This is a genomic window from Streptomyces collinus (assembly GCF_031348265.1).
Lineage (GTDB): Bacteria > Actinomycetota > Actinomycetes > Streptomycetales > Streptomycetaceae > Streptomyces > Streptomyces collinus.
In genome coordinates this window covers 7,804,444-7,825,252 of sequence record NZ_CP133771.1, presented here as the reverse complement: position 1 = coordinate 7,825,252, position 20,809 = coordinate 7,804,444, and the positions used below count along the sequence as shown (strand labels likewise).

The window sequence follows — 20,809 nt, the reverse complement described above, 5'->3', positions numbered from 1 at the left end:
CGGACGTCTTCGTTCAGAAGTGCCGTACGAGTGCCCTGGCGAAGGGCACGCCGCTGCGCCGGGCGAACGTCATCCGCTCGCGCACCTCTCGCAGCGTGCGGGGGCGGTAACCGGGCCCGCCGCAGCAGCTCTTGTGGAAGCGGACGCAGGCGTGCAGCAGCACGGACAGTGTCCGCCAGGCCGCGGTGTCCCGGCGGCGGGGTGCCGCGAAGGCGGACCCCACGTGGATCAGCGGCTGCGCGCAACGGGGGCAGATCCTCTGCCTGTCCCTGTCGTACGGCTGCTTGTACGAAGCCCGGCAGGGCTGGCAGACGTAGGAGGTCTTCGCGTGTCCCATGCCGCCAGGGTAGGCAGCACCCGGGAGGAACTCGACGGAGTTTTCGCAGCCTGCCCGGGCACCTGCGCTTCGATCGTGGCACTTGGTAAGGTTAGCCTTATCTAACGGACTTCGTGCATGACCTGCGGCACCACTTCGCCCGGGACCTGCCCCGCCATGAAACGGAGTGTCCGCGTGACCGTGACAGCCGCCCGTGATGGGGATCCGCTCGCCGGGCCACTCCCTTGGCCCGAGGAACTGCGCGGCCGTGTGGTCGTCGTCAAGTTCGGCGGCAACGCCATGGTGGACCCGGAGCTTCAACTGACGTTCGCCCAGGACGTGGTGGAGCTGTGGCACGCGGGCCTGCGGCCGGTCGTCGTGCACGGCGGCGGACCGCAGATCAGCGCGATGCTCGAACGGCTCGGGCTGGAGACCCGGTTCGAGGCCGGGCTGCGGGTGACCACGCCCGAGACCATGGACGTGGTGCGCATGGTGCTGACGGGGCGTGTCCAGCGGGAGCTGGTCGGTCACATCAACGCCCATGGGCCCTTCGCGGTGGGTCTGACCGGGGAGGACGCACACACCATGACCGCCGTGCGGCGGCCGGCCCGCGTGGACGGTGAGACCGTGGACATCGGCCTCGTCGGCGACGTCGTGGACGTCAACCCGGCCATGGTGCGCGCCCTGTTGGAGCAGGACCACATCCCCGTCGTCTCCCCCGTCGCACGCGGCGCGGACGGGCAGGTCTACAACGTGAACGCCGATCTCGCGGCGGCCGCCCTCGCCGTCGCTCTCGACGCGGAGCGGCTGGTGATGCTCACCGATGTCGAGGGGCTGTACGCGGACTGGCCGCGCAGCACCGAGGTCATCGGGCGTCTGACGGCCCGCGCGCTGGACGGACTGCTGCCCGGGCTGGCGAGCGGGATGCTGCCGAAGATGGAGGGCTGTCTGCGGGCCGTCCGCGGCGGGGTGCGCAAGGCGCATGTGCTGGACGGGCGCGTGCCGCACGCGGTGCTGCGCAGCGTCCTCGCCGGGACCAGCCCGGGCACCACCGTGGTGCCCGACGCCGTCACCAGGTCCTGATCAGGACGCGCGCGTCGCGCCGCGGGTCCAGGGACTTCGCCCAGCTCCGCGGCGCACGGTGCGCGGTCGTGGGCGTGAAGCCGTGGCGGAGGAACAGTCCGGCGCTCCCGGTGGTCGCCGTGAACAGGGAGCCGAGCGACCGGGCGCGCGCCGTGACGAGCGCCGCGCGTAAGAGCCCGGCTCCCGCTCCGCTCCCCTGGCGGTGTGCTGCCACACAGAAGTTGTAGACGACGCCCGCGAGTTCGCCGTCCTCCCGCGCGTCCGTGGGGTACGCACGCAGGCCCACGCAGCCGTCGAGCGTGCCGTCAGAGGCCTCCAGGACCAGGAAGTCGGCCGCGTGGGCGGCGTAGAGGGAGACGGGGCGTTCGCGCAGTGCGCCCGAGCGCACGAAGGGCCGGGACAGGGCGGCGAGGGCGGCGGCCTCGTGCGGGCGGGCGGTGCGCGGGGCGGGTGTCGGTGCGTCAAGGGCGCGTGGCAGCGCGGCAGGGCGCGGCATGGCCGTGGTCAAGGGGTTCCTTCCTCGGTTTTGGACCGGGGATCAGTCGCGCGGACGGCTCGGACGGCCGTCCACGTATGTCTCCACGACCTCGATGTCGCCGATGCGCGAGGTGTCGACGCTCCTGGGGTCGTCGCCGAGGACGACCAGGTCGGCGTGTTTGCCGGGGGTGAGGCTGCCCAGGCGGTCTTCCCAGTGGCAGGCGCGGGCGCCGGCGACGGTGTACGCGTGCAGGGCCTGGTCGACGGTGACGGCCTCGTCCGGCCCGATGAACTGCCCGGAGGTGGAGGCGCGTTCGGCCATGAACTGGACGGCGCGCAGGGGTGATCCGTCGGCGACGGGCCGGTCGGAGCTGCCCACCAGGGGAATGCCATGGTCCAGGAAGGCCCGGCCCCGGTACATCCAGGGGGCCCGTTCCTCGCCCATGATCGAGGCGTAGTCGTCGCCGAAGTAGCGCAGGAAGTTGGGCTGGACGACCGCGCTGAGGCCGAGCCGTGCCATGCGCGGGAGCTGGTCGGGCCGGATCAGCCCGGCGTGTTCGATGCGGTGGCGCGCCTCGGGGCGGGGCCGGATCCGCTGGGCGCGGTCGATCGCCTCCAGGGCGATGTCGGCCGCGCGGTCGCCGATGGCGTGCACGGCGAGCTGCCAGCCGGCGAGGTGGCCGTCCACGATGAGGTCGGTGAGCGCGTCCGGGTCGTCCTGCAACTGCCCGGCGTGGTCGAGCCCTTCGTACGGGGTGGTCAGCGCGGCCGTACGGGCCATCATGCCGCCGTCGGTGTAGACCTTCAGCGCGCCGACGGAGAGCCGGTCGTCGCCGAAGCCGGTGCGCAGGCCGAGGTCGAGGGCGCGCGGGATGCCGTCGGTCTCGTGCGCGGTGACCGGGCTCAGCCGGTCCGCCGACACCATGAGCTGGACGCGCAGCGGCAGCAGGCCCTTGTCCCGGGCGAGTTGGTAGGCGCCGAGTTCGACGGGGCTGTGGCCGAACAGGGTGCCGCCGATGCCCGCTTCTGCGCAGGCGGTGACACCCTCGGTGAGGCAGGTGCGGGCCGCGCGGCCGATCGCCTCGGCCAGGTCCTCCTGGGCGTGCGGAAGGCGAAGTGCGCGGGCGGCACCCATGGCCTGCTCGGCGAGGAAGCCGTTCTCGTGCGGGATGTCGGCGGGGAGCAGGTCCAGGACGGCGGTGTTGACCACGCAGCCGTGTCCGGAGTCGTGCAGCAGGTAGAGCTTGCGTCCGTCGCTGACCTTGTCGAGGTCGGCGGCGGTCAGATGGCGGCCCAGGGCCCGCTGGTCGTAGCCGGCGATGCTCACCCAGTCGCCGGGTGCGCGGGTGCGGGCGACGGCCTCGGCCACGACCGCGAGCACGTCGTCGACGCGGGTGCGGCCCGCGATGCTCGGGGTGTTCTGCTTGAACCCGGTCCAGGCGAGGTGGACATGGGCGTCGATGAACCCCGGCAGCACCGTGGCGCCCTGGAGGTCGACGACCTCACGGGCGGGCAGGGCGGTCACGGCTTCGTCGAGGCCCACGATCCGGCCCTGCCAGATGCCCAGGTCATGAGCGACCGGATGGTCCGGATCCATGGTGAGGAAACGGGCGTTGGTCAGCCTGGTGCACAGCATCGGCGGTGTCAGGCGTCCTGGGGCGCGGCGAGGGACCGGGGGCGCAGGTCCGTCCAGTGGGTTTCGACGTACTCCAGGCATGCCTCGCGGGTGTTCTCGGCGAAGGCGATCGTCCATCCCCCGGGGACCTCGGCGAAGGACGGCCAGAGGGAGTGCTGGCCCTCGTCGTTCACCAGGACCAGGAAACGGCCCTCGTTGTCGTCGAAGGGGTTGGTGCTCATGTGCTGTGCCTCCTCGGAAGACCAAGATTAGGTTAGGCTCGCCTAATTGACGGAGCTTAGCCTTTGGTCCTTCCCTCTCACAAGGAGACGTTCATGCACGTGGCCGCCGCCGACAGGGAGGGCGCGTTCGCCGGGTTCGGACTGCCGGGCGCGCCCGGCAGTTCCGCGTTCTGGGCTGCTGTGGGGGCCCCCTCGTCGGTGCCCGCCGAGGGCGGCGGTTGGGTGACGCTGTTCCTGTGGCGCGGGTCGTCGCCGGTGACCATCGAGTTCGAGAGCTGGTCGGAGCCGGTCGCCCTGCGCCGCTGGCAGGACACCGACTGCTGGTACGCCGAGGTGGCCATGCCCGCGCGGCTGCGGGTGACGTATCGGTTCGTGGCGGGGGACGTCTCCCATGCCGACCCGTTCAACCCGGCCGGGGCGGGCGGCGAACGGTCCATCGCCGCGACGCCGGACGCTCCGGAGCAGCCGTACTGGCCCGTCATCGGGGCGGACGCGGTGCTGCCCTTGCCGCGTACGCGGATTCGGTGGGCGAGTGAGCGGCTGGGCGGCCGGCGTACGGTGCGGGTCCATCCGGCGGGGGGTGGCGGGCCGGTGGTGCTGCTGCTCGACGGGGACGACTGGCTGTATCTGCATCCGGCCGTGACCGCGTTCGACGCGGCCGTCGCCGCTGGTGAGGTGCCGCCGGTCACGCTGGTCTTCCTGCCGGCCAAGGACCGGGTCGGCGAGTTCACGTGCCGGCCCGAGCTGTGGGAGGCGGTGCGGGACGAACTGCTGCCGCTGGTGGTGGAGTCGGGCGTCCCCGCCGATACGGAGCGGCTGGTGGTCGCCGGGCAGAGTCTCGGTGGGCTGAGTGCGCTGTACGCGGCGCTGGAGTTTCCCGGGTTGGTGTCACGGGTGGCGTGTCAGTCGGGGTCGTTCTGGTGGACACCGGATGCCCTGCGGGCGGCTGATCCGTTGGGGGGTTCGGTGGGGGGTGTGATCGCCGAGCGGTTGCGGACGGGGGTTGATCTGTCGGGGCTGCGGGTCGCGTTCGATGTCGGGGAGCACGAGGACCGGATGCTGCCCCACTGTGAGGTGACCGAGGGTCTGGTGGAGCGGGCCGGGGCGACCGTGCGGGTCTCCCGGTCCGCGTCGGGGCATGACCGGGCGGGGTGGCGTCATGCGCTGCTCAGGGATGTCGGCTGGGCCCTCGGTTCGTAGTCGTGTGCGGGGCGGTGGGGGCTGGTCGCACAGTTCCCCGCGCCCCTTGAGGCGTCTCCACCGGGCCCCTTGAGAAGGCACGCGTGGTCTCGGCGCTCCGCGCGTGACGCCGCTGTCGAGTGCGGGTGCGTGGGGGCTGATCGCGCAGTTCCCCGCGCCCCCTGAGGCGCCTCCACCGGGCCCCTTGAGAAGGCACACGTGGTCTCGGCGCTCCGCGCGTGACGCCGCTGTCGAGTGCGGGTGCGTGGGGGCTGATCGCGCAGTTCCCCGCGCCCCTGAGGGCGTGTCCCCCTGGCCCCCTTGAAGCGCTACCGTGCGACCGCCAGGCAATAGGTCTCGTCGTTGGCCAGCAGGTTGCGGTGGGTGTCCTCCGCGGCGATGACTCCGTCGTCCAGGACCAGGACCCGGTCCGCCGCGTCCAGGAACGCCGGGCTGCTGGTGATGACGATCGTCGTGCGGCCCCGGCGCAGTTTCGCCACGTTGCGGGCGACGAGTTGTTCGGTGACCGCGTCCACCGCCGTCGTCGGGTCGTGCAGGACGAGGACGTCGGTGTCGGCGGCCAGGGCACGGGCCAGGGACAGGCGTTGGCGCTGGCCGCCGGAGAGGTTGGCGCCCCGGTCGCGGACGCCGTAGTCGAGGCCCTCGCGGTGCAGGGCCACGACGTCGGTCAGCATGGACGCCTCGACCGCCTCGGGGACCGTCCGGCTGGTGCCCGAGGGGTCGATGTTCGTGCGGAGGGTGCCCGCGAAGATCTCCCCGTCGTACGGGTTGACCAGCAGGTGCTCGCGGACCGCCTCGACGGAGAGGTCCGCCAGGTCCTTGTCGCCGATCCGTACCGTCCCCTCGTACGCGGCGGGCGGGACACGCACCGCGAGGACGGCGGCGAGGTCGGCCGCCGCGCGGGGCTGGTAGGGGGCGATGGCGACGAACTCCCCCGCCTTCACCCGGAACTTCAGGTCGGTCAGGGTGCCGTGGCGGACGCAGTCGATCTCCAGGTCGCCGCCCGGGGACGGGTGTTCGGAGCCCGGGGTCATGACCGGCGGGGCCGACAGCACCAGCGCCATCCGCTCGGCCGAGGCACGCGCGATCATCACGTACTTGGGCATCTCCGAGAACAGCTTGAGCGGCTCCATGATGAACTGCGCCAGGCCCACGGCCATGACCAGTTCCCCGATGGTGATCCGTCCCTCGAACGCCAGCCAGCCCGCCGTCAGGGTCACGGCGCCGGCGAGGACGGCGTTGAGGGCCAGCGCGGTACCCGCGTAGGCGCCGTTCACCTTGGCGACGGTGATCGACTGGTGCTTCGCCTCGGTGCTGACCTCCCGGTAGGACCGGAAGGCGGCGTGGTTGCCGCCGAAGCCGTGCAGCGGGCGCAGGCCGGTGATCAGGTCGGCGACCTTCGCACCCGCCCGCGCCACCCGGGCCTGCTGCTCCTGGGTGCTGCTGCCGATCCGCTTCGACATCACGCTGAGGATCGACAGGATCGCGACGGTGCCCACGATCACCAGCAGACCGAGGCGGACGTCCGCCAGGCCCAGGGCGACCGCCGCGACCAGCACCGCGACGAGCGAGCTGATGAGCAGCGGCACCACCTCGATGATGTCGGCGGTCTGGTCGGCGTCCTCGGTGGCGATGGTCAGCACCTCGCCGGACTTGAGGTCGACGTCCCGGGCCACGGGCTGCAGGCCGCAGGCCGCGACCTTCACCCGCCAGCGGTGCGCCTCGGTCGTGTTGGCCTTCTGCAGGATCCGCATGCCGAAGCGCCACGACAGCGACACCGTCGTGATGATCACGGCGAGCGCGCCGATCGACACGGCGAGCGCCTGGAGGCTGCGGCCGCCGCGCATCGTGTGCTCGACGATCAGGCCGAGCGCGATGGGGAAGGCCGTCTCACCGGCCTGGTAGAGGCCCATGAGGAGGGTGCCCCAGGCCATGGCGCCGAGGTTGCGGCGCAGGGCGGTGCGGAGGATGGCGGCCCCTTCACGGGGCCGCTGCTTGTCAGTTTTCATCGAGGTGGCGGGCAATCGCTTCCGGGGTTCGCAGGGTGAACAGATCGCGGATCGTGATCACGGGACCATACTCGCGGCGGAGCAGCCCGACGAGCCGTACCGCCAGCATGGAGTGTCCTCCCAGGGACACGAAGTCGCTCACCGCGCTCACCTCGTCGTCGTCCAGATCCAGTGCCTCGGCGAAGTACTCGCACACCACGGTCTCGGTCTCGGTCTGCGGGCCCCGCTCCCCCGCCGTGGTCAGCGCGCCCAGCGGCTTGGCCTCGGGCAGCGCCTTGGTGTCAGCCTTCCCGTTCACCGTGAGCGGGATGCCGTCGACCTGGGCGTAGTGCGTGGGCCGCAGGAAGTCCGGCAGTCCGGCGCCCACTTGGGCGGCGACGGTCGCCAGATCCGCCCCGTCCAGGACCAGGTAGGCGGCCAGCCGGTGGGCGCCGTCGACCTGGGGGTCGGGCTGGGCGACCGCGGCGGCGAACCGTACCGCCGGGTGCGCGGCGAACACGGCCTCGACCTCGCCGAGTTCGACCCGGTGGCCGCGGATCTTGACCTGCTGGTCGGTGCGGCCCAGGTACATCAGGTTGCCGTCCGGCCGGCGGACCACCAGGTCCCCGGTGCGGTACATGCGCTCACCGGGAGCGCCGAACGGGCAGGCGACGAAGCGGTGCGCGCTCTGGGCGGGCTGCCCGAGGTAGCCGCGCGCGATGCCGATGCCCGCCACGTACAGCTCGCCGGGAACGCCGTCCGGCAGGGGCCGCAGCCACGGGTCCAGGACGTACACGTCCGTGTTGTCGATGGCCACGCCCACCACCGGGTCCTCGCACTCGAACGTGCCGACGCCGAGGGTGTTGATGGTGTACTCGGTGGGCCCGTACAGGTTGTAGCCGACCGTGCCCTCGGTGTCGGCGAGCCGCTGCCACAGCGTCGGTGTGACGGCCTCACCGCCGAGCAGCACCAGCGCCGGCCGCCGCGCCGGGTTGTCGAGCAGGCCCTCGGCCACCAGCTGCTGGGCGTAGGTCGGGGTCACGTTGACGACGTCGATCCCGTGCTCCAGGCAGTACTCGACCAGACGGGGCGCGTCCCGGCGCAACTCCTCGTCGCAGATGTGCACTTCGTGGCCGTCGGCGAGCCACAGCAGCTCCTCCCACGACATGTCGAACGCGAAGGACACGGTGTGGGCGATCCGGAAGATCCGGTGGCCGTGCTCGGCCAGCACCGGCTCGAAGATCCGGCGCTGATGGTTGATCAGCATGTTGGTGAGCCCGGCGTACTCGGTCACCACGCCCTTGGGCTTGCCGGTGGAACCGGAGGTGTAGATCGTGTACGCGGGGTGCCGCAGCCGGTCAGGGTCGTCCGGCGTGAACGTCACGAACGGCTCGGCCTCGGGAAGCGGCCGGTCGAGTTCGATCAGCTCGCCGGTCAGCCGGGGCGAGACCGCGCTCACGGTGAGGGTCACGTCCGGCCCGGCGTCCTCGACGATGGCGGCGATCCGCTCGTCCGGGTGGTCCAGCTCCAGCGGCACGTACGCGGCGCCGACCCGCAGGACGGCGAACAGGGCCACGATCCAGTCGAGGGAGCGCGGGATCGCGAGCCCGACGGTCGTCTCGGGGCCGATGCCGCGCGCGGCGAGCACACCCGCCAGGGCCCGGCTGCGGTCCCGGAGTTCGGCGAACGTCATCGTCGCTCCGTGGGCGACGAGCGCCACCCGCTGCGGGTCGCGGTCCGCCGCCTGGTCGAAGCGGTCGACGACGGTGTCCGTGCCGACGTCGGTGCGCTCGCCCGGTTCGGGCACCGGTCCGAGGCCCGGCAGCGCGCCGACCGGCCCGGTCGCCCGGGCCACGTCCTCCAGCACGCTCAGGTAGTCGTCCAGGAGACGGCGGGCGTTGGCCGTGTCACCGTCGCGGTACTCCAGCTTGACCGTGAGCCGGTCGCCGGGGGTGACGACCCAGGTGAAGGGGTAGTGCGTGGAGTCGTCGGCCTTGACCGCGGTGATGCCGTGCCGGGCGTTCATCTCGGCGAACGCGTCCATGTCCAGGAAGTTCTGGAGCACGAACAGGTTGTCGAACAGGGTGTCATGCCCGCTGGCCCGCTGGATCTCGCCGAGTCCGAGGTGCTCGTGTTCCATCGCCTCGACCCGGGCCGCCTGCACGGCCGAGAGGTAAGCGCGGACCGTGTCGTCCGGGCGGGCCCGGGTCCACATCGGCACGGTGTTGAGCAGCACGCCGACGATGCCGGACAGCTCCTCGCCGTCACGGCCGGAGACGGTCACGCCGAACACGGCGTCGCTCCGGCCGGTGTGCGCGCCGAGCAGCAGGCCGAACGCGCCGGTCAGCACCGAGTTCAGGGTGACGCCGTGCGCCCGGGCCGCTTCCCGGACGAGCGCGGACTGCTCGGCGGTCAGCGTGTGCACGAGGGCCTTCGGCAGGTCGTCCGAGAAGGCAGGTGCCGGTCCGGCGAGCAGGGTGGGTCCGGGCAGAGCCGCCAGGTGGTCCGCCCAGAAGCGCTCCGACACCGCCGGGTCCTTGGCGGCGAGCGCGCGGGCGTGGTCCTCGAAGCTCGGCGTGGCCGGTGACGGATCGAGGGGCTCGCCCGCAAGGACGGCACGGTAGGCGTCGAAGAGGTCCCGCAGCACGATCTCCCGGGACCAGCCGTCCCACAGGAGCAGGTGGTAGCTGAGCAGCAGGCCGTCCCGGTCGCCGGGCAGGTTCACCACGGTCAGCCGGATCAGCGGCGGCTCAGCCGGGTCGAAGCCCGTGTCACGGTCCCGGGCGCGCAGGGCGTCGACCTCCGCGTCCGTCGCGAGGGCGATCGTACGGACGTCGACCTTGCGGCCCGCCTTGAGGAGCTGCACCGGGTTTCCGTCGTCGTCGGTGCCGAAGCCGGCGCCGACGACCGGGTGCCGTGCGATCACATGGGCCATGGCCTCGGCCAGCGCGCCGGTGTCCAGGCGCCGGTCGAAGGTGAACCAGTTCTGCGCGACGTAGTGTCCGGCCGAACCCGCCATCTGGGCCTGGAAGAACAGGCCGCGCTGGAGCGGGGTGACCGGAGCGGTGCGCTCGGCCGTCGTCGCGGCGTCCGCGAGCTGCTGGAGCGCGTGCCGCCAGTGCTCGGTGATCTCGTCGGGGACGCCGTCGGCGAGGACGAACTCGGCGAGCAGGCTGCCGGTGGCCTCGTCGGTCCACGCGTTGACCTCGACGGCGTACGGGCTGCCCTGGTCGCCGCCGGTGAGGTGCAGCGCCTGGGACTCGCTGCCCCGGCCGAGGTAGTTGAACAGCACCTGCGGGCGGGCGGTCAGCAGCGGGGCCGTCTGCGGGTTGAGGTACCTGAGCCGGCCGTAGGCGACGTGCCCCTCCTCGTCCGGCTGACGCTCCACGACCTCGCGCGCGGCCGCGACGGGGTCGGTGTGCGGGGTGAGCCGTACGGGTGCGATGGAGGTGAACCAGCCGACCGTACGGGTGTAGTCGTGCTGTTCGACGACCGGGACCCGGCCGTGGCGCTCCAGGTCGATCGCGAGGTCGGTGGGCGACGGCTGGATCCGGGTCAGTGCGGTGCGCAGGGCGCCGCACAGCAGCTCGGTGAGGCCGACGCCGAGGGCGGCGGGGGCGGTGCGGGTGAGCTGGTCGCTCACGTCGGGGTCCAGTACGACCGTGGTCTCGCGCAGAGCGCCGGGGGCGGGCAGCAGTTCGGGCGCCTGGAGGGTGGTGATCCAGCCGCCGAGGTCGTCTGTGTCCTGGGCCGACCGGAGGGTCAGGGCTTCGGCGTACTCGGCGTAGGAGGTGGTCGGCGGGGCGAGCGGCTCGCCGCGCAGGGCCGTGGCCAGGTCGTCCAGCAGGATCAGCCAGGACACCGAGTCGACGGCGAGGTGGTGGACCGTGACGATGAGGGTCCTGCTCGCCTCCAGCCACGCGAACGCGACGATTTCCCCGGACTCGGGGTCGAGCCGTCCGGCGGCCTCGTTCGCGACGGCTGTCGCATCGGTGGTGTCGGGGCGTGCGAGGGTGATCTCGCGGGTGGGTTCGGTGCGGAGGGTCCACACTCCGTGTTCGGTGTGGAGTCGCAGGCGCAGGGCCGGGTGTGCGGCGACTACGGCGTTGGCAGCGCGTTCGATATCGGCGAAGGAGCTGCCCTCCGGGGCCGGGAGCGTCCTGGCCTGGGCGAACCGGGCCAGTGAGCCACCCAGTTCGCGCTGGCGCAGGATGATCGGCGTCGGGGGGAGCGGGCCGTCCTCACGATGGGTGGGGGCGGCGGTCTGCGGTGTGCTCGTCGCCAGGTGCGCAGCGAGTACGCGGGGGGTCTTGTGCAGGAACACGTCTCGGGGCGCGATCGGCAGGCCCAGTGCGCGGGCACGGTTGACGACCGTGATGGCGATGATGCTGTCGCCTCCCGCGTGGAAGAAGTCGGTGTCGGGAGTCACGTCCGAGCCGGGCAGCGTCTCTTCGAAGATCTTGGCAAGTGCGGACACCGCGATATCTTCGTCTGCGGGTGCGTAGTGGCTGGTCGCGCAGTTCCCCGCGCCCCTTGGGGCGTTCTCGGCCAAGGCCTTTCGATCCAGCTTGCCGTTCACTGTCAGCGGCAGGGCGTCGATCGTGAGCACCCTGCCCGGCACCATGTGCACGGGCAGCTTCCCGGCCAGCTGCTCGGCGAAGTCCGCCGGCGCCCGGCCCACCAGGTGCGCCACCAGGTGATCCCCGGTGTCCGCCACCGTCACCGCCACGTCGGTCACGCCGTCGAGTTCCCGGATCGCGGACTCCACCTCACCCAGCTCGATGCGGAAGCCCTTGAGTTGCACCTGGTCGTCGGCGCGGCCGGTGAAGACCAGCTCGCCGTCGAGGGTGCGGACGGCGAGGTCGCCCGTGTGGTACATGCGGGAGCCGTCGGCCGTGAACGGGTTCGCCACGAAGCGGCCCGCCGTGAGCCCGGGCCTGCCCAGGTAGCCGAGGGAGACCTGGTCGCCGGCGACGTAGATGGCGCCTTCCCGGCCCGGCGGCACCGGGCGGAGCCGGTCGTCGAGCAGGTAGGTGACCAGGCCGGGGATCGGGCCGCCGATGGGGCTGACGTCGTCGCCGTGGACGAAGTCGTCGTCGGTCAGCACCCGGTGGGTGACGTGCACCGTGGTCTCGGTGATGCCGTACATGTTGACCAGCTCGGGGGCGGCAGTGCCGTGCCGCTCGACCCAGCCGCGCAGCCGACCGAGGTCCAGTGCCTCGCCGCCGAAGATGATCCGGCGCAGTGCGGGCAGCGGTTCTCCTGCGAGCCGGTCGGCCTCGATGAACTGGTAGAAGGCCGAGGGGGTCTGGTTGAGCACGGTGACGCCCCGCTCCCGGACCAGCCGGTGGAAATCGACCGGGGAGCGCGTCAGTCCGTACTCGGGCACCAGCAGCTCGCCGCCGTGCACCAGCGCGCCCCACAGCTCCCAGACGGCGAAGTCGAAGGAGAAGGAGTGGAACTGGACCCAGACGTCGTCCGGGCCGAAGTCCATGTCCGGCTGAGTGTTCGCGAGCAGGGACACCACGCTGGAGTGCGGGACGACCACGCCCTTGGGGCGGCCGGTCGATCCGGACGTGTAGATCACATAGGCGGGGGTGTGCCAGTCGGGCTCGGGAGCGGGCTCCGTGGCAGCGGCCGGGGGTTCTTCGCCCTGCACCAGCACCCGGGCGGGCACCCCCGCCCGGGCCAGGAGTTCCGTGCAGCGCTCGCGCTGATCCCGGTCCACGAGGACGACCTGCGGGGCGGCGTCGGCGAGGACGTACTCCAGCCGTTCGTCCGGGTAGGCCAGGTCCAGCGGGACGTACGCGCCGCCCGCGCTGACGATCGCGACCAGGGCGACGACCTGCTCCAGGGAGCGCGGGACGGCCACGGCGACCCGCTTGCCCGGGCCGACCCCGGCCGCGCGCAGGGCGGCGGCCAGGTCGTCCTTGCCGGCGGACAGTTCGCCGTAGGTCAGGGAACGGGTGTCGCCGTCGAGTCCGCACTGGGTGACGGCGGTGGCCGCCGGGTCCCGGCGGGCGGCGGTGTCGAACAGTGCGCCCAGGGTGGCCGGGGTGATCGGTGCGGGACGCCGCTCGCTCTCGGGCGTCAGGTCGTCGACCGGGGTGTCCGGGTGGGTGAGCAGGCCGGTCAGGGTCCGGGTGAACGTGTACAGGACCGTCCGGGCGGTCGTCTCGCCCAGCAGTTCGCCGTCGTAGATGAGGTTGAAGCGCGGGCGGCCGTCGAGCGCGCGCTCGACCACGAGGGTCAGCGGGTAGTGCGGGGCGCCCTCGTTGACGAGCTCCGTGACGGTCAGGGTGTCGCCGGGGCGCCGCAGTGAGGCCACGTCGGTGGCCACGTCGAACACCACGAGCGTGTCGAAGAGGGAGCCGGCGCCGGCCTGGCGGCCGATGCGCGCCAGGGAGACGTGCTGGTGCGGCAGGACGGCGCTCTGGTGGTCCCGCACCGCGGAGAGCAGGTCCGCCGCAGTGGCGCCGGAGGCCCAACGGGCGCGTACCGGGACGGTGTTGATGAACAGGCCCACCATGTCCCCGATGCCGGGCACGTCGGCGTCGCGGCCGGAGACCGTGGAGCCGAAGACCACGTCACGGCCCTGGAGGATGCCGCCGAGGGTGACGGCCCAGGCGCTGTGCACTGCGACGCTCAGCGGCACACCGGCCTCACGGGCGGCCGCGTCGATGTCGCCCTCGGGCTCCATGGCGGTGTCGGCGAACCGGTCGGAGGGGGTGTGCCCCTCGGCGACCAGCGAGGGGCCCGGAAGTCCGGCGAGTTCCTCGCGCCAGACGCGGTCGCTCTCGTCGGCGTCGCGGCCGGCGAGCCAGTGCACGTAGTCGGCGAAACCGCCGGTCGGGTAGACGGTGCCCGGGGCGTGGTACTCGGCGAGCAGCGCGCGGAGCATGGGCGGTACGGACCAGCCGTCGGCGATGATGTGGTGCACGGTCTGCACCAGGACGCCGCGCCCGGAGCCGGTGCGGATGAGCGTGTACCGCATGAGCGGGCCGGTGGCGAGGTCGAAGCCGCTGCGGCGGTCCCGCTCGGCGAGGTCGCGTAGCTCCTCGTCGGTGATGCCGGGGCGGTCCAGGGTGGTGAAGGGGGCCTCGGCGCCGTTCTGCAGGACGGACACCACGCGGCCGTCGGCCAGGGCCGTGAAGCGCGCGGCCAGGTTCGGGAACAGGGTGAGCAGCCGGGTGGCCGCGGCCGCGAGCCGGTCGGCGTCCACCTCGCCGTCCAGCGTGAGCAGCTGCTGTTCGACGTAGGCGCCCGCGGAGTCGTCGTCGAAGACCGAGTGGAAGTAGAGGCCTTCCTGGAGCGGGGTCAGCGGCAGGACGTCCCGCAGCGACGGGCCGTCCAGGGCGTCGACGTCGGCCTGGGTGAGGGGCACCAGGGGGAAGTCGCTGGGCGAGTGGCCGCCCTGGTCGAGCGCGGCGAGTCCGGCCAGGGCCGTGCGGAAGTAGTCGCCGAGTGTCGTGATGTCGGCGTCGGTGAAGAGGCCGTCGGGCCAGGAGATGGTGGTGACCAGCTCGTACGCACCGGAGGCATCGGGTTCGGCGATCGCGTTGAACTCCAGGGCGCGCGGCAGGCGCATCCGCGGGTCGCGCTTCTCGCCCAGCTGGCCGGTGGTGCCGGCGAGTTGCCAGTCGCCGGGGGCGCCGGCGGCGAAGCGGCCGAGGTAGTTGAAGAGCACCTGGGGTGCGGGCGCGTCGAACTCGGTGTGGGTGAGGTAGCGCAGGGCGCCGTAGGAGACGCCGTTGTCCGGTACCCGGGCGAGGTCCTCCTTGACCGCCTTGAGAGCGGCGGTCAGGTACGCGGGCGTGGTGAAGTCGGGCGCTGTGCCGGGGTCCACGGTCACCGGGAAGAGGGTGGTGAACCAGCCGACCGTGCGCGACAGTTCCGGCTCGAAGCCGGCCGAACCGGCGACGAACTGCCCCTCGCGGCCGTGGCCTTCGAGTTCGATGTGGGCGAAGGTCTGGTCCTGTCCGAGGTCGCGGCGCCGCCGGGCCAGGGCGACGGCGAGCGCGGTGAGCAGCACGTCGTTGACGCCAGCGTGGAACTTCGCGGGGATCTCGTTCAGCAGCGCGGCCGTGACCTCGGGGCCGACGGAGACGGTCCGCAGGCGTTCGTTCGCGACGGTGTCGGTCCCGGACAGGGCTCGGCGGGCCAGCGGCTGGTCCTCACCGGGCAGGGGGCGCCGGTAGGAGGAGCTGTCGGCGTCGAACGCGGCGCGCTCCAGCAGCTGGGTCCAGCGCCGGAACGACGTGCCCACCGGGGGCAGTTCGATGGACTCGCCCGAGCTGAACTGCCGCCAGGCGGTGGCCAGGTCCTCCATCAGGACGCGCCAGGAGATGCCGTCGACGACCACGTGGTGGGCGACGAGGACGAGTTGACGGGCCGAGGGGCGCCAGACGGCCCGGAGCATCACGCCGTTCGCGGGGTCCAGGCCGGCGGTGGCGAGGGCGACGCAGTCGTCGAGCGGCAGGTCGCTCTGCTGCCCGGCGGGCACGGCCCGGTCCGCCTCGGGGATGTCGAAGCTCCAGCGCTCGCCGCGCACCAGCCGGGCGCGGAGCATGTCGTGCCGGGAAACGAGGGCGGTGAGGATCGCGTCGAGGGCGTCGGCGGTCAGGTCCGCCGGGGTGTTCAGGACGACCGACTGGACGAAGCCGTCGACGGCGTCCGTGGTCTCACCCAGCCACTGCACGACGGGCGAGCCCACGACGGTGCCGGTGGCGACGTCGGCGTGGTCGACGGTGGAGACGTCCTCGCGGCTCGCGACCGCTGCCAGCGCGCCGACGGTGCTGTGCGTGAAGATCTGCCGTGCGGTGACGTGCAGGCCCTGTTCGCGCAGTGCGCTCAGCAGGGAGATCGCCAGGATGCTGTCGCCGCCGAGCTGGAAGAAGTCCTGGTCGGCACCGACCTCTTCGAGGCGCAGCACCTCCGCGACCGCGGCGCACACCGCCCGCTCGTCGTCGGTGGCGGGGCGGACGAGGGAGCCCGTCTCGATCACGGGCTCGGGCAGGGCGTTGCGGTCGAGCTTGCCGTTGGCGGTGAGCGGGAACTCCTCCAGCACGACGATGTGGGCGGGCACCATGTACTCGACCATGTGTGCCGCGGCCCATGCCTTGACCTCGTCCGCCCGCAGTTCCTCCGCGCCGCCGGCGGCGGGTATGACGTAGCCGACGAGGTAGGTTCCGCCGGCCGCGTTCTTCTTCGCGACGACGCAGGTGTGCCGTACGCGGGGGTGTTCGGCGAGGCCGACCTCGACGTCCTCGATCTCCAGCCGCATGCCGCGGATCTTGATCTGGTTGTCGGCGCGGCCGAGGAAGTCCAGCGATCCGTCGGGGGCGAAGCGGGCGAGGTCGCCGGTGCGGTAGAGGCGGGAGCCGTCGTTCGCGAAGGGGTTGGCGACGAAGCGGGAGGCGGTCAGGCCCGGTGCGCCCACGTAGCCGCGGCCCAGGAGGAAGCCGCCGACGTACAGTTCGCCGCCGACGCCGACCGGGACGGGGCGCAGCTCGTCGTCCAGGACGTAGAGCTGGGTGTTGGGGTTGGCCTTGCCGATGGACGTCGACAGGCGCTCCGCGGCGCCCCGGTAGATGACGTGAGAGACGCCGATGGTCGTCTCGGCGGGGCCGTAGCCGTGGTACATGGGGACGTTGCCGAGCTTGGTGCGGAACCGCTCGTACAGCTCGGGGGTGAGCACTTCGCCGCCGCACCACACGTGCCGCAGGCTGTCGAGGCGGCCGGAGTCGCCGGCCATCTCCAGCAGTACGTCGAGCATGGACGACACCAGGTACGTGAAGGTGACCCGCTGTTCGGCGATGACGCTCAGCAGGTGGTGCGGGTCGCGTTCGCCGCCGGGCCGCAGGACGACGAGCCGGCCGCCGCAGACCAGCGGCAGGAAGATCTCGTTGATGGAGATGTCGAAGGACAGCGGCGCCTTGAACAGGGAGGCGTCGTCGTGTCCGAAGCCGAGGATCTCGTTCACCTGCCACAGCAGGCGCTCGCTGATCGCCTCGTGCCGGATCATCGCGCCCTTGGGGCGGCCGGTGGAGCCGGAGGTGAAGATCACGTAGGCCAGTGCGTCGCCGGGGACGGTGAGGCCGGGCGCCTCGGCCGGGTACGAGCCGTACCGCCAGTCGCCGAGATCGACGGCCACGGCGTCCGGTTCGGCCGGGTCGTGCTCGCCGGAGGCGTTGAGCTGGAGGACGACCCGGGCGTCCTCGATGACGACGGCCCGGCGCGCGGCGGGCCACTGCGGGTCGAGCGGTACGAAGGTGCAGCCGGCCTGGAGCACGGCGAGCAGCCCGATGACCATGTCGGCGGAGCGGGCCAGGGAGATGCCCACGACCTGCTCGGCGCCGAGTCTGCGGGCGAGCAGGTGGTGGGCCAACTGGCCGGCCCGCTCGGCCGCTTCACGGTAGGTCAGGGTGCGGTGCTCGTCGACGACGGCCACGGCGTCCGGCCGGGTACGGACCTGCTCGTGGAACATCTCCACGATGGTGGGGCGGACCCGGTCGGCCCGGTTGTCGTTCCACTCGGCCAGGGTGCGGAGCCTGGCCGCGACGCTGGAGGGGCCGATGGTGCCGAGCGGCCGGTCGGGGAAGTCGGCCAGGTCGTCCAGCGCGAGCTGTGCGTCCTCTGTTTCGACGCCGTGGGGGACGGTGATGCCGCGGCCGTCGGGGGTGATCTCCCAACCGCCGGGCGCACGGCCGCCGTTGTCGACCCAGCCGAGGACGTCGGCGAAGAGCGTGCCCGGGGTGAGGTCGATGCCCTCGGGGCTGCGGCCGGCCGCCCAGTACGACAGGCCGATGGCGCAGGCCTCGGTGATGGTCCTGTCCGGGTAGTCGCCGGTCCGCCGGCGGACATCGGCCAGGCGCGTGGGAGAAAGCAGTGCGAGACGAGCGCGCGGTTCCATCATCGAAGACTCAGCGTCCCTTCCAGAATGTGGAGTTAGGCTAACCTAAATTAGGGTTGCCTAACTACCCTCTCGCCAGGCCCGCCACAGTCGTGCGTACCGGCCGCCCAGAGCCACCAGTTCCTCGTGCGTCCCCTGCTCCACGACGCGTCCCGCGTCGAGCACGGCGATCCGGTCCGCGGCCATCGCCTGGGTCAGCCGGTGCGCCACGAACAGCGTGGTCCGGCCGGCGCACGCGGCCAGTACGGCCCGCTCCAGCTCGGCGGCGCCCTCGCTTCCGGCCTCCGCGGTCGACTCGTCGAGCACCACCACCGGCGCCCGGCCCAGCACCAGCCGCGCCAGGGCGATCTGGGCGACCTTGGTGACGTCCAGGCGCTCACCGCCCTCACCGACCGGCGTGTTCAGCCCGTCGGGCAGCGCGGCGACCCAGCCTTCGGCGCCGACGGTGCGCAGCGCGTCCAGCAGCTCCGCGTCGCTCGCCCCCGGCGCGGACAGCCGCAGGTCGTCGGCGAGCGGGCCGGAGAACACGTGCGTCTCCTGCGTCAGGATGCTCACCAGGGCCCGCGCCCCGGCCTCGTCCAGACCGGACAGATCCGTCGTCCCGATGCGCACCGAGCCGGCCTCCGGGGTGCCGATACCGGCGATCAGCGCGGCCAGGGTCGTCTTGCCCGCGCCCGTGGCGCCGACCAGGGCGAGGGATCCGCCCGCCGGGATGGCCAGGTCCACGTCCCGCAGCACCGGTTCCTCGGAGCCGGGGTAACGGAACGTCAGCCCCTGGACCGTCACCGGGTACGCCCCGGTCCCGGCCGCCGTGACGGACTCGTCCCCGACCAGCCGCTCCTCGGCGGACTCCCCCAGCACCCCGACCAGGCGGGTCAGGCTCGCGCCCGACTTCTGCGCCTCGTCGAAGGTGAACATGATGGCGCCCAGCGGGGTGAACAGCCGGTGGAACAGCAGCGGGGCCGCCGACACCTCGCCCAGGGTGGCCGCGTCGGCCTCCAGCAGGGCGTACCCGACGACGAGGATCAGGACCAGCCCGATGAACTCGGCGCGGTTCTCCCGGCCGACGAACCGGCCGAAGAACCGGAACACCTCGATGCCGAGCTCACGCACCCGCCACGACTCGGTGGTGACCTTCTCGCGGAAGGCCCCCTCCAGACGGTAGGCGCGCACCGTGTCGATGCCGTTCAGGCCGCTGATGAACGCCTGGGCCCGGTCGGCCTGGGCCACGCGCTGCTTGCGGTAGAGCGGGGCGGACCGGGGCAGGTACCAGCGCAGCGCCAGCGCGTAGGCGGGCAGCGCGCCGGCGCCGGCCAGACCGAGTCGCCAGTCAAGGCCGAACATGCCGAGCGTGGCGATGACGACCAGCACGCCGGCCGAGAACACCGTGGGGACGGCCGTGCGGATGCCCTTGGAGATGACGGCCACGTCGTCGCCGACGCGGGAGAGCACGTCTCCCCGGCCGACCTGCTCGATCCGCGCGCTCGGCATGCCGAGCACCGCCCGGACGGCGCCTTCGCGCAGCCGTGCCAGCAGATCCGCTCCCAGCCGTCCGATCAGGTAGGTGGAGACCGCGGTGGCCGCCGCGCCGAGCAGCGCGGCGGCACCGATCAGCACCCCGATCGTGACCAGGACCGAACGGTCCTCGCCCCCGACGACCCCGTCGACCACCCGGCCGAGCAGAAGCACCGGGAGCACCTGGAGCGCCGCCCCCGCGACCGTGGTGAGCACGGTCGCGGCCGAGAGTCCGGGCATGGCGCGGCAGTGTCCCGCGACCCAGCGGGCGGCCTCGCGTCCGGTCGTCGTGCGCAGGGCCGCCGGGGCGACGCGCGTGTCGGTGGTGCTCACTTCCCTACTCGACCGACTTGACGAGCTCGTCGATCGCGTACGGCATGGACAGCAGGGTGCCCTGGGAGATGGCCGCGCCGACGGCCGGTCCCTCGCTGTCGAGCAGGTAGGACACGTTGCCCTTCTTCACCGCGTCGAGGTTGGCGAACAGCTTGAACTTCTTCAGGGCCTCGGTGTCGGCCTTGTCGTTGATGACGAAGATGTGGTCGACGTCGACGAGGTCGATGCGCTCGGGCGAGAGCTTGGTGTAGAAGCTGCCCCCGGCGACCTTGTCGATCCCGGTCTGGTACTTGAAGCCGATGCCCGAGACGAGCCGGCCGCGCACGTCGGTGGAGGTGAACGGCGCCACCGAGTTCTCGTACCAGGACAGCGCGACGGCGGTCTGCTTGCCGAGCTCCGGGTGCTCCTTCTTGGCCGTGGCCAGCTTGCCCTCGATGTCGTCGACCATCTTCTGGCCCTCGTCGGCCTTGCCGAGGGCCTTGGCGATGTGCAGGGCGTTGTCCTGCCAGGGGGCGCTGAAGGGCTCCTTCTCGGCCTTGGTGCGGGCCACCGTGGGAGCGATCTTGGAGAGCTTGTCGTAGCCGGCCTGGTCGATCTCGGAGTAGACCGCGACGATCAGGTCGGGCCGCAGGGCCGCGATCTTCTCGTAGTTGGGGCCGGAGTCACCGTTCTTCATGATGACCTCGGGCTTGGTGTCACCCCACTTGTCCTTCACCCAGGGCCACTGGGTGTTGATGTCGGGGGACTTGCCCGGCGGGTTGGGGTACTGGTCGACCATGCCGACGGGCTTGATGCCGAAGGCCAGGATGGTCTGGTCGTCGGTGTAGCCGACGGAGACGACCCGCTGGGGCGCCTTCTCGACCTTCGTGGATCCGAATGCGTGCTCCACGGTGACCGGGAACGCGCCGGCCGCCGCGGCCTGGGTGCCCTCGTTCTTGTTGTCCGCCGTGTCCGCCGAGTCGGAGCCGCATCCCGCGAGGAGACCGACGCCGAGGGTGGCCGCGGACACGACCGCCGCCAGCCGCCGCCATGGCTTCCGGGACGTCGTTCGATGGAGGAGCATCCAAAACCCCTTGCTTTCGCGCTAGTTCGCTGCACCCTCGCCTAAAGGGCAGGCAAACCTTACCG

General features: G+C 72.2%; 10 protein-coding genes. 2 read left to right on the top strand and 8 right to left on the bottom strand.

Annotated features, from left to right (window positions below; genetic code table 11):
• Positions 1-13 precede the first annotated feature (13 nt).
• The gene (locus RFN52_RS35245) at positions 14-337 is read right to left on the bottom strand and encodes a deoxyxylulose-5-phosphate synthase (RefSeq protein WP_184852619.1); all 324 of its coding nucleotides are present in this window, start codon (positions 335-337) and stop codon (positions 14-16) included.
• A 156-nt stretch (positions 338-493) separates the two neighbouring features.
• Here RFN52_RS35245 and argB point away from each other — a divergent pair, with 156 nt between their 5' ends.
• The gene (gene argB / locus RFN52_RS35240; RefSeq protein ID WP_184852616.1) at positions 494-1,399 is read left to right on the top strand and encodes an acetylglutamate kinase; all 906 of its coding nucleotides are present in this window, start codon (positions 494-496) and stop codon (positions 1,397-1,399) included.
• Here the strand turns inward: argB and RFN52_RS35235 are convergent.
• Genes RFN52_RS35235 through RFN52_RS35225 form a run of 3 tightly spaced genes read right to left on the bottom strand, consistent with a single transcriptional unit; the run spans position 1,386 to position 3,733 of the window.
• Positions 1,386-1,907, bottom strand: a complete 522-nt coding sequence (locus RFN52_RS35235; RefSeq protein ID WP_374050192.1) for a GNAT family N-acetyltransferase — start codon at positions 1,905-1,907, stop codon at positions 1,386-1,388. The two genes, argB and RFN52_RS35235, sit on opposite strands and share 14 nt — an antisense overlap.
• 30 nt (positions 1,908-1,937) lie before the next feature.
• Positions 1,938-3,512, bottom strand: a complete 1,575-nt coding sequence (locus tag RFN52_RS35230) for an amidohydrolase (protein ID WP_184852613.1) — start codon at positions 3,510-3,512, stop codon at positions 1,938-1,940.
• An 8-nt stretch (positions 3,513-3,520) separates the two neighbouring features.
• Positions 3,521-3,733 carry an MbtH family protein gene (locus RFN52_RS35225; RefSeq protein WP_184852610.1) on the bottom strand — a complete coding sequence of 71 codons (213 nt, stop codon included), beginning with the start codon at positions 3,731-3,733 and terminating at the stop codon, positions 3,521-3,523.
• Between the two features lie 93 nt (positions 3,734-3,826).
• On the opposite strand from RFN52_RS35225, the gene RFN52_RS35220 reads away from it, so the two are divergent.
• Positions 3,827-4,933 carry an alpha/beta hydrolase-fold protein gene (locus tag RFN52_RS35220; protein ID WP_184852607.1) on the top strand — a complete coding sequence of 369 codons (1,107 nt, stop codon included), beginning with the start codon at positions 3,827-3,829 and terminating at the stop codon, positions 4,931-4,933.
• 308 nt (positions 4,934-5,241) lie between these two features.
• On the opposite strand, the gene RFN52_RS35215 is transcribed toward RFN52_RS35220, so the two are convergent.
• From RFN52_RS35215 to RFN52_RS35200, 4 genes are read right to left on the bottom strand one after another with little or no spacing between them, the layout of a single operon-like run.
• Entirely contained in the window at positions 5,242-6,942 is a 1,701-nt protein-coding gene (locus RFN52_RS35215; RefSeq protein WP_184852604.1) for an ABC transporter ATP-binding protein, read from the bottom strand.
• Positions 6,932-17,836 carry a non-ribosomal peptide synthetase gene (locus RFN52_RS35210; protein WP_184852601.1) on the bottom strand — a complete coding sequence of 3,635 codons (10,905 nt, stop codon included), beginning with the start codon at positions 17,834-17,836 and terminating at the stop codon, positions 6,932-6,934. The genes RFN52_RS35215 and RFN52_RS35210 overlap by 11 nt, the downstream gene beginning before the upstream one ends.
• Before the next feature lie 57 nt (positions 17,837-17,893).
• Positions 17,894-19,681, bottom strand: a complete 1,788-nt coding sequence (locus RFN52_RS35205) for an ABC transporter ATP-binding protein (RefSeq protein WP_184852598.1) — start codon at positions 19,679-19,681, stop codon at positions 17,894-17,896.
• A 4-nt stretch (positions 19,682-19,685) separates the two neighbouring features.
• On the bottom strand, positions 19,686-20,744 hold the full coding sequence (locus tag RFN52_RS35200) for an iron-siderophore ABC transporter substrate-binding protein (RefSeq protein ID WP_184852595.1): 1,059 nt from the start codon (positions 20,742-20,744) through the stop codon (positions 19,686-19,688).
• Positions 20,745-20,809 lie beyond the last annotated feature (65 nt).

Excerpts from the sequence above, each read along its gene's own strand:
- RFN52_RS35245 (WP_184852619.1), bottom strand. The coding sequence starts at position 337 with ATGGGACACGCGAAGACCTCCTACGTCTGCCAGCCCTGCCGGGCTTCG.
- argB (WP_184852616.1), top strand. The coding sequence starts at position 494 with ATGAAACGGAGTGTCCGCGTGACCGTGACAGCCGCCCGTGATGGGGAT.
- RFN52_RS35230 (WP_184852613.1), bottom strand. The coding sequence starts at position 3,512 with ATGCTGTGCACCAGGCTGACCAACGCCCGTTTCCTCACCATGGATCCG.
- RFN52_RS35225 (WP_184852610.1), bottom strand. The coding sequence starts at position 3,733 with ATGAGCACCAACCCCTTCGACGACAACGAGGGCCGTTTCCTGGTCCTG.
- RFN52_RS35220 (WP_184852607.1), top strand. The coding sequence starts at position 3,827 with ATGCACGTGGCCGCCGCCGACAGGGAGGGCGCGTTCGCCGGGTTCGGA.
- RFN52_RS35215 (WP_184852604.1), bottom strand. The coding sequence starts at position 6,942 with ATGAAAACTGACAAGCAGCGGCCCCGTGAAGGGGCCGCCATCCTCCGC.
- RFN52_RS35210 (WP_184852601.1), bottom strand. The coding sequence starts at position 17,836 with ATGATGGAACCGCGCGCTCGTCTCGCACTGCTTTCTCCCACGCGCCTG.
- RFN52_RS35200 (WP_184852595.1), bottom strand. The coding sequence starts at position 20,744 with ATGCTCCTCCATCGAACGACGTCCCGGAAGCCATGGCGGCGGCTGGCG.